This is a genomic window from Niveispirillum fermenti, from assembly GCF_048066175.1.
Taxonomy (GTDB): domain Bacteria; phylum Pseudomonadota; class Alphaproteobacteria; order Azospirillales; family Azospirillaceae; genus Niveispirillum; species Niveispirillum fermenti.
Window position 1 is genome coordinate 78,908 of the sequence record NZ_JBLTXA010000014.1, and the last position, 17,676, is coordinate 96,583.

Below are 17,676 nucleotides of genomic sequence, written 5' to 3' on the forward strand. Positions count from 1 at the left end.
CTGTCAGCGCGCCTCGCCGCCGATCACGCCGGCCGGTGCCGGGATCGCTGCGGTGCGGGCAATGGCGACACGATAGAGCGCGAGGGTCAGGATCACGGTCAGCATGAAGCCGGACACACCCCCCACCATCAGACCGACAGCGTTCGGCAACGCCACCATGATCCAGTAGAACAGGGCCGTGCGGGTGGGCGATACCAGCCAGCGCAGCAGGTAATGGTGGAGATGCTCCCGGTCGGGGGAGAAGGGCGCCCGCCCGGCCCGCTTGCGGGCCACGATCAGGCGCAGGCAGTCCAGCACGGGCAGCAGGAACAGGCCCATGAGCTGCATGTTGGCCAGGCCGCTGCCCGGATGATTGGTGATGGCAAGGCCCAGCAGCCCCATGGCGGCGGAAATGCCATAGGCCCCGCTATCCCCAAGGAAAATGCGGCCACGCATGTTGAACATCAGGAAAACCGCGCCACCAGCCAGGATCAGCAGAGCGATCACCGACAAGGTGCCAGCCCCGGCCAGGGCGAAGAAGAACGCCCAGATCATGGCCGTGCCGCTGGCAATACCGTTGGCCCCGTCGCTCATGTTGAAGGCGTACTGGAACCCGACCAGGCTGATCACGGTCAGCATCACCCCCAGGAAGGGCGGTACATCCACCACGGTGCCATCACCGAAATCCAGGCTGGTCAGCGCCAGATGCGGGGACAGGATCATGGCCACGGAGAACATGACCAACGAGACGGACAAACGGACGGCGGGCGGCAGGTGCTGACGATCATCCAGCATGCCCATGACGAACAGCGTCGTCATGACAGGCACGATGACCCAGTGCCCGGTCACATCATCCATGATGGAAAGCCCGGTTCCAACCAGCATCGCCGGCAACAGGATCGCCAGGCCGCCGACCAGGGGAACGGCACCGCGATGCAATTTGCGCAGACTGTCGGGCTTGTCCATGATCCCCAGGGCATCCCCGATCGGGCGTGCCGACAGGCAAATCAGGGCAGACAGGGCGATCTGCAGAACCACAGCCAAAATATACGTCAATTTTCCCACCCTCGAACGAGGTTTGCGAGATTGCTTCCCCTCTTCAACCCACACCAGTCCGGTTGTGCCGAACATTGACGAGGATATTCAGAGCGCCGGGGAAACGTTCCCTGATGCGTATTCGTTCCGCGGTCCGCCCCTTCCGTACCGCAGCGCCGAAAGCCATGGCTGTTTACCATAGCACCCGACAGACCGTGAAGACATTAGCGTAGGGATGCTCTGCGTTGGAAGCGCGGAGAGACAAAAACAACTTACTGACATGGAGATTAACATATCTGATGCCTAAATGGCACAGTTTTGGCTGATAAGCCTATGCCATTCCGATTATGAGCCATGCGGAAGAGGGCGGAACGTAAGGACTTTCGGCATAACACACATTAATTTTCGTCCGAAAGACGGATGCGACTCGAATACGGCCAGCACGTATCGGACCGTCCAAACAAAAGGGGCGGGCATCCCTGGATTGCCCGCCCCCTTGCCTTGTGAATTTATTGTTGCAACGCAGAAACATCAATCTGCGCGATCACCTGTACCACCACCCAGCGCCTTGTAAAGCGTGACCAGATTCGCCAACCGCTCCAATCGCAGGGCAATCAGCGTGCGCTCGGCGCCATAAAGGCTGCGTTGCGCGTCCAGTACCTGCAGATAACTGTCGATGCCGCGGTCATAGCGTGCCTGGGAAAGCTCCTGGCTTTCCCGAGCGGCCGCGACAAGGGCCGTCTGGGCGGCGATCTGGTCATCCAGGGTGGCCCGGGCCACCAGCGTGTCTGCCACCTCCTGGAAGGCCGTGCGCACCGTGCCCTGGTACTGCGCCACGGCGATCTCCTGCTCGGCCTTGGCAACGTCCAGATTGGCCTGGTTGCGGCCGAAATCGAACAGCGGCAGGCTGGCATCGGCGCCCACGCTCCAGGTCTTGCTGCCATCCTCGAACAGGCCGGACAGCGAGGTGCTGGCCGTTCCCAGCGCGCTGGTCAGGCTCAGTCGCGGAAAGAAGGCCGCCCGCGCGGCGCCGATATTGGCATTGGCGGCCCGCAGCGTATGCTCGGCCTGCATGATATCGGGACGCCGGACAAGAAGATCTGACGGCAGGCCCTCCGGCAGGGCGGGGATCAGCAACGTACCGTCCGCCCCCAGTTCCCGGTCGGCCGCCACGGTCACGGGGCCACCGGTCAGCACGGCCAGCGCATTCTCATCCCGCGCCACCTGGCGGCGATAGGCGGCATGGTCGGCGCGCGCCGTCTCCAGCAGGGTTTCGGCCTGCCGCAGTTCCAGCAGATTGCGGGCCCCACGGTCATAGGCCTGCCGGATCAGGTCATAGCTCTCCTGCTGGGCGGCGAAGGTCCGTTCCGTCAGGGCAAGCTGCTCGCGATCGGCCAGCAGGGTCAGATAGGTGTTCGCCACCTCCGCCACCACGGTCAGGCGCGCCGTCTCCCGCGCGGCGGCCGTGGCCAGATAGCTCTGGCGGGCCGCATCGGACAGGCTGCGTACCCGGCCGAACAGGTCGAGTTCAAAGGCGGTGAAACCGACATTGACCCCGATCTGTTCATTGATGCCCCCTGCCGGCCCCACGGTGCGGGCACGGCTGGCCTGGCCACCCAGCGCGACACTGGGCAGTTGCGCCGACCGTTCGATGCGGTAGAGCGCGCGGGCACGCTCCACATTGCCGGCGGCGATCAGCAGATCGTGGTTGCGCACCAGCGCCTGTTCGATCAGGCCCTGCAGCTCCGGCTCCAGGAAGAAGTCCCGCCAAGCGACGTCGGCCGCAGGCGCTGCCATGGTGCCCGCCGGATACTGCCCGGCGATCCCCGTGACGGGCGCCTGGTAATCGGGGGCCAGGGTGCAGCCCGCCAGCAGCAGGCTGGTGAAAAGGGTCAGATAAGCAGGCTTGCGCATCATCCTCACTCCTGCCCGGCCTGAATGTTCTGGGCACGGGCCCGGCGGTTCATTAGCCGTTCGACACCCACGAAGAACAGGGGTACGAAGAAAATGGCCAGCAAGGTGGCGGACAGCATGCCGCCCACCACGCCGATGCCGATGGCATTCTGGCTGCCCGACCCCGCACCCGACGCAATGGCCAGCGGGGTAACGCCCAGGATGAACGCCATGGACGTCATGATGATGGGCCGCAGGCGCTGACGCGCCGCCTCCAGCGTGGCCTCCACCAGATCCATCCCCTTTTCGTAATGTTCCTTGGCGAATTCCACGATCAGAATGGCGTTCTTCGCCGACAGGCCGATGGTTGTCAGCAGGCCCACCTGGAAATAGATGTCGTTGGGCAGGCCGGCCAGGGTCGCCGCGACCACGGCCCCCAGCACGCCCAGCGGCACCACCAGCATCACGGCCAGCGGGATGGCCCAGCTTTCATAAAGGGCGGCCAGACACAGGAACACCACCAGCAGGGACAGGGCGTAAAGGGCAGGCGCCTGGGCGCCGGACAGCCGCTCTTCATAGGACAGGCCCGTCCATGCCAGCCCGATGCCGTCGGGCAACTGCTCCACCAGTTCCTCGATCGCCGCCATGGCGGCCCCGGAACTGTATCCTGGCGCCGGCTCCCCCTGGATGTTCATGGATGCCGTGCCCATGAACCGTTCCAGCTTGGGCGGACCATAGGTCCAGGATGTGTGGGCGAAGGCCGAGAAGGGAACCATCTCCCCCTGATTGTTGCGCACATGCAGCTTGCCCACATCCTCCGGCAGCATGCGGAAGGGTGCATCGGCCTGCAGGAACACGCGCTTCACACGGCCGCGATCCACGAAATCATCAACATAGGTCGACCCCCACATCACCGACAGCGTGCTGTTGATATCACTGATGTCAAGGCCCAGGGCGGCGGCCTTGTCCTTGTCCACCTCCACCTTCAACTGGGCCGTATCCTCCATCCCGTTCGGGCGCACACCGGCCAGCGCGGGGTTCTGGGCGGCCATGCCCAGCAACTGGTTACGCGCCGCCAGCAGGGTTTCATGCCCCTGCCCCGCCTCGTCCAGAAGCTGGAAGTCGAAGCCTGTGGCATTGCCCAGTTCCATCACCGCCGGCGGGGTGAAGGCGAAGACCATGGCGTCCTTCAGGCCCATGAAGGCCCCCATGGAGCGCATGGCGATGGCCTGCGCGGATGTACCCTCTCCCTTGCGTTCCGACCAGTCCTTCAGGTTGATGAAGACGATGGCCGAATTCTGGCCCTGGCCGGCGAAACTGAAGCCGCCCACGGAGAAGACGCCATCGATATACTGGCCCTCATTGTCCAGCAGATGGTTTTCCACCTGCTTGACGATCTCCATCGTGCGTTCCTGCGTGGCACCCGGCGGTGCCATGACCATGGCGAAGACCACGCCCTGGTCCTCTTCCGGCAGGAAGGCCGTCGGCATGCGCAGGAACAGGAAGGCCAACAGCGCCACCAGACCCGCAAAGACCAGCATGAAACGCTTGGACCGGCGCATGATGCCGCCCGCGGCGCTCACATAGGCCCGGTTGGCCCGGCCGAAATTGCGGTTGAACCAGCCGAAGAAGCCCCGGCGCTCCCCATGCTGCGGCGGCTTCAGCATCGTGGCACACAAGGCCGGCGTCAGGATCAATGCCACCAGCACCGACAAGGCCATGGCCGATACGATGGTGATGGAGAACTGCCGGTAGATGACGCCCGTGGAACCGGGGAAGAACGCCATGGGCACAAACACGGCCGACAGCACCATGCCGATGCCGACCAGGGCCCCGGTGATCTGCCCCATGGATTTGCGCGTCGCCTCACGCGGGGAAAGACCATCCTCCTCCATCACGCGCTCGACATTCTCCACCACCACGATGGCATCATCGACCAGCAGGCCGATAGCCAGCACGACCCCGAACAGGGTCAGCGTGTTGATGGTGAAGCCGAACGCCGCCAGGACACCGAAGGTGCCCAGCAGCACCACGGGCACGGCGATGGTGGGAATCAGCGTGGCCCGGAAGCTTTGCAGGAACAGGTACATCACGCAGAAGACCAGCACGACGGCCTCGGCCAGGGTCTTCACCACCTCCTGCACCGACAGCTTCACGAAGGGCGTGGTTTCGAACGGATAGGCGACATCCACCCCTTCAGGAAAGATAGGGCGCAATGCTTCGATGGCGGCCTTGACGTTTTCAGCCGTTTCCAGCGCATTGGCGCCAGTCGCCATGTTGACGGCCAGACCCGATGCGTTCTGCCGGTTGTACCGGGTCACGAAATCATAGGTCTCACCCCCCAGTTCCACGCGGGCCACATCGCCCAGCCGCACGGACGACCCGTCAGGGTTGGACTTGACCAGGATGGCGCTGAACTGTTCCGGCGTGGCCAGGCGGCCCTGTGCCGTCACGGTCGCGTTCAATTGCTGGCCCGCCACGGAGGGTGTGCCACCCACCTGACCGGCGGAAACCTGCGCGTTCTGGGCACGGATGGCGGCGATGACCTCGGCAGAGGTCATGCCGAAGCCCGCCATCTTCACGGGGTCCAGCCAGATGCGCATGGCATAGCTGCCGCCGAACACCTGGATGTTGCCCACGCCGTTGACGCGGCTGACCGGATCCTGGATGCGCGAGGCGATGAAATCGCTGATATCGATGTCGCTCAACCGGCCATCGGTGGAAACGAATGCCACCACCATCAGGAAGCTGGCCGACGATTTCGACACCGTGACACCACGGGACTGCACTTCGGACGGCAGGGAGGACAGGGCCGGCGTGACCTTGTTCTGTACCTGCACCTGCGCGATGTCGGGATCGGTCCCCGCATCGAAGGTCAGCGTGATGGTCACGCTGCCGGATGCATCGCTGCTGGACGACATATAGCGCAGATTGTCGATGCCCTTCAGGTTCTGCTCGATAACCTGCGTGACGGTCTTTTCAAGCGTTTCGGCCGACGCACCGGGATAGACGGCCGACACGGCGATGGCCGGCGGCGCGATGGCGGGATACTGCTCGATCGGCAAACGCAGGATCGACAGCAGACCGGCCAGCATGATGACGATGGCGATCACCCAGGCGAAAACCGGGCGATCGATGAAAAATTTCGCCATGATCCGCTACTCCGGTCAATGCGCCGGAGCGGCAGGGGCCGCGGCGGGCTGATAGGGCACCGGTTTCACCTGGGCACCCGGTGGGGCCTTCATCACGCCCTGCACGATCACCCGGTCATTGGGCGCCAGCCCGCCGATGACGACCCACTGGTCGCCCACGGCCTTCGCCGTCTTCAGGGGGCGCGGCTCCACCTTGTCGCCCTGGCCCACGACCATGGCCACGGGGTGGCCGCCGGGTCCGATGATGACACCCTGCTGCGGAACCAGCATGGCGCTGGCATAGGTGCCCTGTTCCACCACGGCTCGCACGAACATGCCCGGCAGCAATTCCATATGCTTGTTGGGGAAGGTGGCGCGCAGGCCCACCGTACCCGTGCCCTGGTCCACCGTGACATCGGCGAAGTCCAGCACGCCCTCCTCGGCATAGGTGCTGCCATCGGGAAGGATCAGCTTGACCTTCAGCTTCCCGTCCTCCGGAAGGCTGAGGCTGCCGGCCGTCACCTGCCGGCGCAGGGCCGACAGGGCATCGGCCGACTGGGTCAGGTCGATATAGATCGGATCGAGCTGCGTCACGCTGGTCAGCATGCTCTCCTGCCCGGCCGTCACCAGGGCGCCCGGCGTCACACGGGACCGGCCGATCCGGCCCGAGATGGGGGCCGTCAGGCTGGCATAGTCCAGATTGATGCGCGCGGTTTGCAGCGCGGCGGTGGCGGCGGCGACAGCGGCTTCCCGCGCGCCCAGTTCCGACACGGCGTCATCATATTCCTGCTGGCTGACGCCCCGGACGGCGACCAGTTCCTTGTAACGCTGGGCCCTGGCCTTCACCGCCGTCAATTGCGCCTGTGCGCTTTTCTGGTCGGCCTGGGCCTGGGCTAGGGCGGCGCGATAGGGGGCCGGATCGATCTGGTAGAGCGGTTGTCCGGCCTGAACGTCCGTGCCCTCCGTGAACAGCCGCTCCTTGATGATCCCGGATACCTGCGGCCTGATCTCGGCCACCTGGTAGGGCGTGACGCGGCCCGTCAGCTCCGTCGTCACCGTGAAGGGTGCCGGCTTGGCAGCGATCACGGCCACCTCGGCCGGTGGCATACCCCCACCCGCGCCGGCGCCCCCGCCATCCTGTCCGCAAGCCGTAAGCGACAATGCCAAAAGGGCGACGGGGCCGATAGAACGTTTGAGGAGCATGCTGCCAGTTCCCTTGAACTTTGTTGTCCCGGCACTCCGGAGCTGTCCCGGCATTCCGGTCATGAAATTACATCCGATAGCGGATGCATCATATACGATTTCCGTTGAACACCGTACACGTGGCCATCCCCATGACAGTAACGCGATAGGGGTGATGGTGCCGCGCGCACGCCGACAGGCATCCTGCCTACCAACGGTTGGGCCGATTTATCATGGTATCGACGTTTTAAACCTGTGATCCCGGTCACTAGCCGGTGCAATTCCGGCCGCAGGGCCCCGTTGCGCAATTTCCGGTATCCGCATCGCTGGTTCTGTGCGCAAAGCATCCTCCGCCGTCTTTACCTGATCTTCAGGCCCGTGCTTGTCAGGTTCAGGGCGGAATCGGCTCCGCCCTCTTCGCCGCCATCCTTCCGCTGGCGCGGCGATGACGGGAGAAGCGGTTTCCTGAACGTGGCACATTCCAAAGACGTGCGGCGGCGGCCCGATCCGACAAGCCGCGGGACAAAATATTCCCCCAGGACGTAAGGATGCCCCCAAACGGTAAGGATAGGATCAGAAACCGCCCGGAATGCGGTAGATGTCGGGCTCACCCGGCTTTTCCACATAGGACAGGCGCATGCTCGCCCCCTGCACGGTGGGCGGCGTATCGGGCTTCCCGGAAGGCTGGCTGACGATGCCCAGGACCAGTTCGGTCAGCCGTCCCTTGCCGTCGCTGCCCTGGAAGACCAGAACCCCGTCATTGCCCAGCGGGTGGTTCAGGACCAGCCCTTCGGTACGATATCCCTGTTCCAGCAGATAGTTGCGCAGGGCATTGGCCGCGTTGACGATCTGCTCCGCCTTGGCGGGGGATCCGATCTCATGGCCCCAGGTGACATTCACCCGGAACAGCTTCTTCGATTTATAGCCCAGCAGATAGGCCACGACGGCCGGGCCCGTATCGGGCAGCAGGTCATTGACCTTGACCAGCAATGCCGTGGTCCGTTCCGACGGGTCCGTGACCTTCTGGATGGAGTCACCGGTAAGCTTGAAATCCTTGCCGATGGCCTGGCGGATCTGTTCCTCCGTCATGCCGAAGCGGGCACTGCGAAACCCTTCCACCTTGGCGTTGACGGCCTGCGCCGCGCCGCCGGCAGCTGGCGGCGTCTGGGCCATTACGGGGGTTGCCAGCAGGCCCAGGGCCAGAAAGGACACCAGCAGCTTCCGCGTCATCACATCATCCTTACATTTTGGGGGAATACCCCGAATCCTTACCGCCCGGGGGATTGGGCCCAGGCTTGCGACCCAGGCTTGCGACGTCGCAAATCACCCCTTTATCAACTGATCGATACGGTCACGCAACGCTGTCAGCGATGCCACCTCCTCTGCGGCCAGCCGGCCGGCCCGGTCGGACAGCTTGTCCAGGCTTCGGCCCAGCTTGCGCGCCACGGCAAGCACGGGGCTTTCCCCGGTGGGTGTGGCGGCCGGGGTCTGCCGCGCAGCGCGCAGTTCCTTGATGGTCGCCCCGTCCTTGATTCGTGACCACAGCGCCAGCCGCGCGCCCTCCCCCTCGGTATCGACCAGCAGATAAAGGTGGCTTTTCGTCACCCGCTCGCGCAGGGCCGCATATTCGGCCTGCACCTTGTCCGGCAATCCGCGCAGGGCCAGCAGCCGGGATACTTCCGATTTGGACAGGCCGACGACGGCCGCCAGCTGCTCCTGCGCGTAATTGTGCCGCTCCCCCAGCCGGGCCAGGGCGGAAGCGGTTTCCAGCGCGTCCAGGTCACGGCGCTGCAGGTTCTCCACCAGGGCCACTTCCTCGATATCGCCCTTGGTGATCACGGCGAAGATCGTGGGCTTGCCCAGAAGCCCGTGGGCACGCCATCGCCGCTCGCCGGCCGCGATGACGTAACGGCCATCGGCGGCCTTCTTCACCAGGATGGGCTGGAGCAGACCGTTGTGGCGGATGCTGTCGGCCAGCTCCTGCAGCCCCTGGGGGTCGAAATGTCGTCGCGGCTGGTCGGGATTGGGCTGGACCTGATCCAGGTCCAGTTCCACCAGTTCGGGAAAATCGGCCGAGGTGCCGAACAGCCGGTTCATCCCGCTGTCGCGCGGCACCACCGGCATGGCCGGGGCGAGCGCCGGATTGGTGCGGGCGAGCTTACGCGACATGGGCGTCCTCCGTCTGGTCGGCCTGAAGCAGGGAATGTGCCACCTCGCGGAAGGGGGCGACAAGGGCGGGGTCGGAAGAGACATCGACCGTCGGCTGCGCGGCTGCCACGGATTGCGGAAAGATCGTGGAGCGTGGCACCGGCGAGAAGATGCGCAAGCTGCCGCCGAACCGTTCGGTCAGATCGGAAAGCGTGGCGCGGTCCTGCGTATGGCGGGCCGTGAACATGGTGGGCAGGATGCCGATGATGGCCAGATCAGGATTACCGCGGCGGCGGACCTTGGCGATAGTGTCCAGCAGCAGGGGTACGCCCATCATGGCCAGCATCTCCGTCTGCACGGGGATGAGAACACCCGTTGCGGCGGCAAGGGCGTTCAACGTCATCATGCCCAGGTGCGGCGGGCAATCCAGCAGGATGTAATCGTATGAGCGAGCGACGGAGGCCAGCTTCTCCCGCAGCACCAGGGTGCCCATGGGCTCGGCCATCAGTTCCGTCTCTGCCGCCGACAGAAGGATGGTGGAAGGCAGCAGGTGGAACCGCCCGTCGCAGACGGGGTTCACGGCTCCGGCCACGGGCTGGTCCTTCAGCATCACGTGATAGGTCGTGCGTCCCGCCTCCGACGCCTCGGCCTGGGAGATGCCCAGATGGACCGTGGCACTGGCCTGCGGGTCGGCATCGACCAGCAGCACCCGCTGCCCCAGCGCCGACAGGGCGGCGGCGATGTTGACGGCGGCACTGGTCTTGCCCACCCCGCCCTTCTGGTTGGAAATGGCGATGATGGTGGCGCGGTCGCGGTGCCGCCGGGCCGGGGTGCCGACAATCTCGGCCACGGCCTGGGGAATTTTCTCTGTCCCGCCTTCCCAGCGGGAAACCCGGCCCTTGTCGTAACGCCGGCCCAGACTGGCGTTCAGCCAGTCGGCAAAGGCCTGCTGCGTATCCCCGCGCGCTTCCCGCGCCGCCCGCAACGCCGTCCCTTCCATGCTCCGCCCCCCGGTGCCAATGGCTGTCGATGCGAGCGGAGCATAGGGATCGGTTGACGGGGCGTCAACTAACGCGGTTGTTATATGTCAACAGTGACCGTCCCAGCCCGGCGCGGTCTCATGCGTAATCGACACCATCCAGGAAGTCGGCAGCGGCATTGGCCCATTCGACGGGGCTCTGGTCCAGGATGTCGATGCCGCCGCCTTCGATTGCATGGAAGGCGAAGTCCGGGCGCATGCGATGGGCCTCCAGGGCGGCCTGATAGATCATGTCGCCCGTGTTGGTCAGAATCAGGGCCGGCTGACGCAGGGCCATCAGCGGCCCTTCCTGACGATAGTTGAAGCTGGCGTTGTGCCCGTACCAATAGGCTCCCATGGCGAAAGCCTGCATCGCCTGCACGACATAGTCGGTGATGCGGGCATGGCTGACGCTGCCGGCGGCATAACGCTCCCGCACCTTGGCCACCTCCACCATATGGGCCGCTTCCGGCAGGGCCGTGAAGGCCTTCTCCCGCGCGACGATATCGTCGATCAGGGCCTGGCGCACCGGGTCGGGCAGCAACAGCGGCCCGCCCAGGATGGCGGCCGTGATCCGGTCGGGGTAGAGATTGGCCGCCTCGTTGCTGACCAGCGCGCCTGTATGGTGACCGCCGATGGCGGCCCGCCCGATGCCCAGGGCATCCAGCAAGGGCGGAATGGCAGCGGCATAGTCGGGGATGCCCGGTGCGAACGGCGGGGGATCGGACAGGCCGAAACCCGGCAGGTCCAGCGCAATGGGACGGATGCCCCGATCCAACAGCGGCTGGAACACATTGTCGAACTCATTGGCCGACATGATGGCCTGATGCACCAGCACCAGCGGCTTGCCCCTGCCCCCGTCCCAGTAATGGATCTGGCCGTAGGGTCCGTCCGCATATCCCCGCCGAAGCCGCATCATCATCCTCTCCCTGGTCCGCGAAACAGGCCGGCAGCATTGCCGGAAGCGGACCGGGCCACACCTGGCCTCCCCTCTCCTGTTCGACAGGTGGACAGTTCAGGCTTTCTTGACGAAGCAGGTCTTCAGGACAAGGCCCTTCACCTTTTCTACCTTGCCCTCGATCTCTTCCGGATCATCGGTCAGATGGATGTTCCGCACCATGGTGCCGCGCTTCAGCGTGACATTGGCGCCTTTTACCTTCAGGTCCTTGATCAGGGTGACGCTGTCACCCTCGGCCAGGATGTTGCCGTTGCAATCCCTCACGTCCATCGCCTGCATCCTTCCGGGTTCATGTGCCCCCTGTTGAAAAGGGGCAAAAGGGAGGATGCGGACCATAGCCCAGGGAACAGGGATGCCCGGATTGCCGAAAGCACATCGCGACCCGGCCACAATGTGCATCTGTTGATATCCTGGTTGTTTCAACGACCGATGCGTGTGGACTGGAACTCCACCTCGGCGATGGTGCCGGAGGTCAGGGAGGACAGGACGACGCGGATCGTCGCCTCATGGCTGCGACGGGCTGTTTCCGCCGTGGCGGCGTGGCCGGCGCGCAGCACCAGCCGGCGGCTGCCGCGGGCCGTCTCCTCGATCCCCACAACGCTGAGATCGCGCAGCAGCGGCCCCGGCACCTGCTTCTGACCTAGCGCATGACGGGCGGCGGCCCACAGCGCCTCGGCATCATCGGCATCCGGTAAGGGGGGCGGCGGTTCCGGCAGGGACCTTGTCTGTGCGATGGCGGCGGGGGCCTTGGTCCCGCCCGTCTCACGCCGGGTCTTCCGGCCAGCCGAATTGCGTTCCCGCTCCAGGAAGGTTTCGGCGGCCTCCTCCTCCTCCTTGGCATGGAAATCCAGGGTCACCTCCTCGATCTTGCGGCCGCGGCGCTTCATCTTGTCTTCCGGCATCTCCACCCTGAAGGGGGCGAGCTGGTTGACCTCCACCATGGCCCGGTCGATGGTGCGGGTCCGCAGGATACCGAAATCCTTGTACGCCCCTTCAGGCACGTTCAACAGCTTGCGCAGCGTCTCGATATCCAGGGTCAGCGACGGGTGATCCATCTGATAGCGCTGCATCCCGATCTCATAGAGCTTCAGCGCATAAGTGCTGGTGACCTTCACCATGGCCGGGCCTGACAGGCGCGCCCAGAGCTGGGAGGAGCGCTGCAATTCCAGGAAGGCATCGGTGAACTGGAAATGGATGTCCGCGCTGTCGATCTCCACCTCATCTTCCGGCCGGACATAGGATGACAGGATACGCAACTCGGCCCGGCTGCGTCGCCCGCGAAAGGGGCCGATGACCACCAGACTGCTTTCGTAAATCTCCTTCAGGGCGTCGAAGATGCGTTCATTGCCCTTGTGGTTGCCGCGCACCACCTTCTTGGGCAGGCGGTACAGCTTGTTGGCGAAATTCTGGCTGCCGGCCAGATGGATCATGAAATTCAGCATCTTCTGCGCCGGCAGCGACAGGCGGGAGCCGTTGGCCGGATAGGAATAGACGGCCTCAGCCGCCTTGATCAGATGCTTGTAGCCATCCCGTTCGAACGTCGCGGCGGCGACGCGGGCCGTATGGCCCATCCGGTCCAGGGCCGGAAGATTATCGGTCTTCTCCTCATCCACCAGGCTGCCATCCAGTTCGATTACGACACCCGTATCGCCAGCGCCCGGCACATAGGGTACGATCGTTCCCATCTTGCCCATGGGCGATGCGGAGGCGGCCGGTCCCTGTTCCGGTGCGGCATTCTTGCGGCGGGATGGCGGCATGGTGGTCCCCTGGTCTGGTGCCGCCAAGCTAGTCCCTTCCTTACAGCCAAGGCAAGTAAGGAAAGGGGCTATGGCTGGGAAAATCCCACGTCCTTACGGCCCGGGGGCTGGGCTTACGCCCTGGGGCGTGGGTCAAACGCCCCCATCCTGTAGGGACACCCCACCCCAGGCTGTAAGGATGATCACCGGAAATGCCAGGTTTTCCGCGGCTTTCCGAGCCCCTGAATCCTTTTAAGAATCCTGGAACAAAATAACGGCAAGGATTTTGGGGAGATTGGCAACAGGACATGGGCAGGTTGTCCTTTACCTGCCCCCGGTGATGAGGTGGGAAATCCCGAATCGGGGGCTCTTTTCCTTACATCCCGGGGGAAAGGCCGACTCCGGGGCTGGTGTCATTGCCCAGCACGCCGCCATCCTTACCGTCCGGGGGCATTCCTTACGGCTTGGGGTCTTCGGACTATCGGTGATCTCAACAGCCCCCGACCGGTAAGGATGAAAGCCCCCGTGCGGTAAGGGAATCGGGCCGTTGATTTGGCAGGCGCCAGCGCCAGAGGGACATGGATATGGCTGTAGCCATGGGTTTTAGTCCCCCGAACCGTAAGGATGCTGCCTCCCGATGATAAAACGCCGCCGCCTTATGCCTTTGCCCCCGAGGTGTAAGGATTGCCCGATTCCCTTACCCACCGGGGGCTGCGCCCCAAGCGGTAAGGATGGTTTGTCACCGGCTTTCCGATCGCAATGCTTCGGCCAGTTCAAGTTCGATTTCGTAGGGGCGCCAGTCGACCGAGGATTTCAGGTTTCCCTTGGGCAGGAGCAGCAACATCGCGAATCCGACTTTCCCCCGCTCGTCAAGCAATGGCAGCAGCAGGCGGTGATAACCCAGCTTCTCCCCGAAGATACGGAAGCGCCGATCGGAGAAAACCGGCCCCTGCTGGTCCAGCATCCGCTGGTAGGCAGCCCGGACATCCGCCAATGCCTGGCCGCGATAGCATTGCGACAGCAGCCGGCCCGTCAGGGATGCGCCATAAAGTTTCACGAGGTTGGGGCCCGCCCATAGATAGCGGGCCTGCTCCACGCCCCGCCGCAGATCCACCAGCGCCAGATTTCCCGCCGGCCCCTGCAGAGCCTGGGGTGTGAAGCCCAAGGCTGTGGGAAAGGCCTGACTGCCCCGGCATTGCTGCCAATCAAGGTGGAAGGCCGCCATGCTGTCGGGCGTATCCGGCAATGGGTGTGGCGCATGGGTTTCCCACATGCCGAAGGGTGCTGCCAGTCTGGCCAGGATCAAGGTGCCCATGCGTTCCGCCTTGCCGCCTCTCCAGACCAGCATGGACCGGGCCCCCGGCGCTGGCAATGGCACATTGCTATATTGAGAATGATTATTAATAGCGATAGAGTTGCGACATCGCATCAACCCCAAGGAGCCAGAGCCGTGCCGATCGTCCAGCGCCGTCGCCCCTCCCATCCGGTCATCGCCGCCAACATGCCGTTCGTCGCCCTGTACCCGTCCGGCCGGCTGGCCCTGTGGGGCCTGCGCTATTGGGCAACATGTGCGCGCCGGGGACGCTGCCCCGCGTTGCTGCTGCGCGATGTCTATCTGTCCGCGGGGGTGGAGGGGGCGCCCCTGCGCATCGACGCCCTGATGCGCGTCTTCGCCTATGCCGCCCGCCACCCACCCCAGTTGGGATGCCCGGCCTGTACGCGCCTGACCGATGACGAGGCGGCCCTGCTGAACGCGATGCGATCGGTCCAGAATGGTGATGTGGTCGATGTGGAGGCACTGTTATCGACCTGGCTGCCGCTTCATGCGGCGCGGGTGGCGGCACCATCACTGGTCGATTATGCCCGGCTGCTGCGGGGGGCGGGCTATGCCCTGTCTTCGGCCGCGGTGCCGCTGATGGTCCGGATGCCGCAAGGGGCCAGTCTGCATTGACATGCCGGGTTCCTGCTGTTCCGGCCCGGCCGGCTTGCGACAAGAGAACATTGGACAGGCCCGCCCGGTCATGGCATCGCATAGCTCATGATGTGGGGAGCACGGCCAGAGGCGGATGGGTGGCGGGCATGGACGGCGGCATGGTTGCTGCCGGTCATGCTGCTGGTCGCCCTGGTGCCGCGCGGATATATGCCGGATGGCGAGGCGTTGTGGCGAGGTCGGTTGACCCTGGCCCTTTGCGCCACCACCGCCCCGCAGCCGGATGATGACATGGCGGGTGGCGGTAGCGGGCGTACCGCGGATACGCATGCCCTGCCTTGTCCCTTCGCCATGATGGCGGGCTTGTCATTGCCGGCGGCGCTGTCGGCGCTGTTCGTACCCCTGGTCTGGAGGGTTGCTGTAACGCCCGCACCGCCCGGCCCGGTGTTGCGGGCTGTGTCGGCCCCGGCGGGATTGGGGGCCCGGGGACCGCCAGCAGGGCGATGACCCGCACCTGCCACCACCGATTCCATATGGTATCCCCCGAGGGAGTTCAATCATGCGCAAGACCATTCACCGCCTGTTCGCCGCCACCCTGGCCGGCTTGTTGCTGGCCGGCACCGCCCACGCGGCGGAAATCAGCGTCACGGCCCCCTTCTCCCGCGCCAGCGCGCCCACGGCCAAGGCCGGCGCGGCTTTCCTGACCGTCAATATCGACAGCGGCAGCGACAAGCTGGTCAGTGCCAGCAGCCCGGTTGCCGATAAGGTGGAACTGCATACCCATCTGATGGAAGACGGCATTGCCCGCATGCGCCCCGTGGAAGGCGGGATCGCCGTGACGGCGGGCACGCCGACGGAACTGAAGCCCGGCGGGTTGCACATCATGCTGATCGGGCTGAAGGCACCGCTGAAGCAGGGTGAAAGCTTCCCCTTGACCCTCACCTTCGAAAAGGCGGGCAATGTTACGGTGACCGTTCCCGTTCAGGGTCCCGGTGCCCGCGCTGCCGAGCATGACCATGGCGACCATGACCATGGCAAGGGTCATGAAGGTCACCAGCATTAAGGCGGCATGATCATGGGTCGCCGGACATTCTGGACCGGCCTGGTGCTGCTGGCAGCCGCTGCGGTACTGGGTTCCATCGTCCTGATCGCCGACCGGCTGTCACCACAGGCCGAGCAGGGACAGGGGCGCGCCGCCATCGGCGGCCCCTTCTCCCTGACCGACCATAAGGGGCAGTCGGTCACGCAGGACATTTTGAATGGCAAGGTGTCGCTGGTCTATTTCGGCTACAGCTTCTGTCCCGATATCTGCCCCACCGATCTGCAACTGATCGGCCAGGCGCTGGACGAACTGACGCCGGCGGAACAGCAGGACACACAGGCACTGTTCGTGTCGGTTGATCCCGAACGCGACACGGTGGCGCAACTGGCTGAATATGTGCCGCTTTTCCATCCGGCCCTGCGCGGACTGACGGGGACGCCCGAACAGATCGCCACCGCTGCCAAATCCTACCGTGCCTATTATAAGAAGGTATCGGCGGAAGAGGCGGGCACGGCTGATTACCTGATGGACCATTCCGCCTTCATCTACCTGATGGACCGGAACGGACAGTTTGTCCGCGTCTTCGGCCATGGCTCCAGCCCGGCTGAACTGGTGGAATGGATACGCAAGGTCCGCGGCTAGCGTTTTCGGTTGACCGGAAACCGCTCTGGCGGCGACTACATTCCGCCACCGTCCCTTTCCCCGCCCCCTCCCCTGCCCGGCTTTACCGGCAGGCGCCGAGGCTGAGGCCGCTGATCACTTGGGCCACGGCTTCCACGGCCTGGCGGCGGGGAAAGGTTTCCCGGAAGGCCAGGCGTATTGTCCGACCCGCTACGCCAGCCGTCAGCGGTCTTGCAATGGTGCCGGGTGCCGGGGAGGACCGGCCGGCGACCATCAGCGCTGGTGCCAGCGTGCAGCCATAACCCGCCGCAACCATGTTCAACAGCATTTCCAGGCTGGTGGCCCGCAGGTCGGCGCGTCCCGTTTCCGGCCGGGCGCAGGCTGCCAATGCCTGCTCGCGCAGGCAATGGCCATCGGCCAGCACCAGCATTTCCATATGGGCCAACTGGTCTTCACTGATGAAGGGGGCTGGTGCCAGGGCGTGCGCTTCCGGCAGGACCAGCAGGAATGGCTCATCAAACAGGGGAAGGGTGACGATATCCTCCTCCTCAACGCTGGTCGCGATCAGCACCATATCCAGCGCGTGCCGGCGCAGCCGGGCCAGCAGATTGTCGGTCGTATCCTCCCACAGGGCGAGGTCCAGGTGGGGGCAATGGTCGCGCAAGGGCCCCAGAATGCGCGGCACCAGATAGGGCCCCAGGGTCGGGATGACCCCGAGACGTAAGGAACCGGCCAGCGGGTCCCGCCAGCCCTGGGCCAGTTCCATGATGGTGTCCGCCTTCTCCACGGCGGCGCGGGCCAGGGGCAGTATCGCCTCCGCGGCCGGCGTGAGGCTGACGGATTTGTTCGTGCGTTCGAACAAGGTGGCGCCCAGCAACTCTTCCAGCTTGCGGATCTGTCCCGACAAGGTCGGCTGGCTGACATTGCAGGCTGCTGCCGCCTGTCCGAAATGCCGATGATCGGCGACGGCGAGGACATACCGAAGGTCGCGCAGGTTCATAGG

At 64.6% G+C, this 17,676-nt stretch carries 16 protein-coding genes; 4 read left to right on the top strand and 12 right to left on the bottom strand.

Features of this window, described 5'->3' with window-relative positions; all coding sequences use genetic code 11:
• Positions 1–3: 3 nt before the first annotated feature.
• The 11 genes from ACM9LZ_RS15170 to ACM9LZ_RS15220 all read right to left on the bottom strand — a co-directional run bounded on the left by ACM9LZ_RS15170 (position 4) and on the right by ACM9LZ_RS15220 (position 14,428).
• Complete coding sequence (locus tag ACM9LZ_RS15170; RefSeq protein ID WP_416620333.1) at positions 4–1,035, bottom strand: glycosyltransferase family 4 protein; 1,032 nt, start codon at positions 1,033–1,035, stop codon at positions 4–6.
• Between the two features lie 510 nt (positions 1,036–1,545).
• Positions 1,546–2,931, bottom strand: coding sequence for an efflux transporter outer membrane subunit (locus ACM9LZ_RS15175; RefSeq protein ID WP_416620334.1), 1,386 nt, complete (start codon positions 2,929–2,931; stop codon positions 1,546–1,548).
• A 2-nt stretch (positions 2,932–2,933) separates the two neighbouring features.
• On the bottom strand, positions 2,934–6,059 hold the full coding sequence (locus tag ACM9LZ_RS15180; RefSeq protein WP_416620335.1) for an efflux RND transporter permease subunit: 3,126 nt from the start codon (positions 6,057–6,059) through the stop codon (positions 2,934–2,936).
• A gap of 15 nt (positions 6,060–6,074) precedes the next feature.
• Positions 6,075–7,241, bottom strand: a complete 1,167-nt coding sequence (locus tag ACM9LZ_RS15185) for an efflux RND transporter periplasmic adaptor subunit (protein WP_416620336.1) — start codon at positions 7,239–7,241, stop codon at positions 6,075–6,077.
• A 552-nt stretch (positions 7,242–7,793) separates the two neighbouring features.
• On the bottom strand, positions 7,794–8,450 hold the full coding sequence (locus ACM9LZ_RS15190) for a hypothetical protein (RefSeq protein WP_416620337.1): 657 nt from the start codon (positions 8,448–8,450) through the stop codon (positions 7,794–7,796).
• A 93-nt stretch (positions 8,451–8,543) separates the two neighbouring features.
• Entirely contained in the window at positions 8,544–9,389 is an 846-nt protein-coding gene (locus ACM9LZ_RS15195; RefSeq protein WP_416620338.1) for a ParB/RepB/Spo0J family partition protein, read from the bottom strand.
• On the bottom strand, positions 9,379–10,368 hold the full coding sequence (locus ACM9LZ_RS15200; protein WP_416620339.1) for a ParA family protein: 990 nt from the start codon (positions 10,366–10,368) through the stop codon (positions 9,379–9,381). The genes ACM9LZ_RS15195 and ACM9LZ_RS15200 overlap by 11 nt, the downstream gene beginning before the upstream one ends.
• Before the next feature lie 118 nt (positions 10,369–10,486).
• A complete protein-coding gene (locus tag ACM9LZ_RS15205; protein ID WP_416620340.1) occupies positions 10,487–11,308 on the bottom strand; it encodes an alpha/beta fold hydrolase in 822 nt (273 codons plus the stop codon).
• 93 nt (positions 11,309–11,401) lie between these two features.
• Positions 11,402–11,614, bottom strand: coding sequence for an alkylphosphonate utilization protein (locus ACM9LZ_RS15210; protein WP_416620341.1), 213 nt, complete (start codon positions 11,612–11,614; stop codon positions 11,402–11,404).
• 149 nt (positions 11,615–11,763) lie between these two features.
• Positions 11,764–13,101, bottom strand: a complete 1,338-nt coding sequence (locus ACM9LZ_RS15215) for a replication initiation protein (RefSeq protein WP_416620342.1) — start codon at positions 13,099–13,101, stop codon at positions 11,764–11,766.
• 718 nt (positions 13,102–13,819) lie between these two features.
• On the bottom strand, positions 13,820–14,428 hold the full coding sequence (locus tag ACM9LZ_RS15220) for a PAS domain-containing protein (RefSeq protein WP_416620343.1): 609 nt from the start codon (positions 14,426–14,428) through the stop codon (positions 13,820–13,822).
• A gap of 102 nt (positions 14,429–14,530) precedes the next feature.
• On the opposite strand from ACM9LZ_RS15220, the gene ACM9LZ_RS15225 reads away from it, so the two are divergent.
• From ACM9LZ_RS15225 to ACM9LZ_RS15240, 4 genes are all read left to right on the top strand, one after another.
• The gene (locus ACM9LZ_RS15225) at positions 14,531–15,031 is read left to right on the top strand and encodes a hypothetical protein (protein ID WP_416620344.1); all 501 of its coding nucleotides are present in this window, start codon (positions 14,531–14,533) and stop codon (positions 15,029–15,031) included.
• Between the two features lie 144 nt (positions 15,032–15,175).
• A complete protein-coding gene (locus tag ACM9LZ_RS15230) occupies positions 15,176–15,517 on the top strand; it encodes a hypothetical protein (RefSeq protein WP_416620345.1) in 342 nt (113 codons plus the stop codon).
• Between the two features lie 52 nt (positions 15,518–15,569).
• A complete protein-coding gene (locus ACM9LZ_RS15235; protein ID WP_416620346.1) occupies positions 15,570–16,073 on the top strand; it encodes a copper chaperone PCu(A)C in 504 nt (167 codons plus the stop codon).
• Between the two features lie 12 nt (positions 16,074–16,085).
• A complete protein-coding gene (locus tag ACM9LZ_RS15240; RefSeq protein WP_416620347.1) occupies positions 16,086–16,694 on the top strand; it encodes an SCO family protein in 609 nt (202 codons plus the stop codon).
• An 82-nt stretch (positions 16,695–16,776) separates the two neighbouring features.
• On the opposite strand, the gene ACM9LZ_RS15245 is transcribed toward ACM9LZ_RS15240, so the two are convergent.
• On the bottom strand, positions 16,777–17,673 hold the full coding sequence (locus tag ACM9LZ_RS15245; protein ID WP_416620348.1) for a LysR substrate-binding domain-containing protein: 897 nt from the start codon (positions 17,671–17,673) through the stop codon (positions 16,777–16,779).
• Positions 17,674–17,676: the final 3 nt, after the last annotated feature.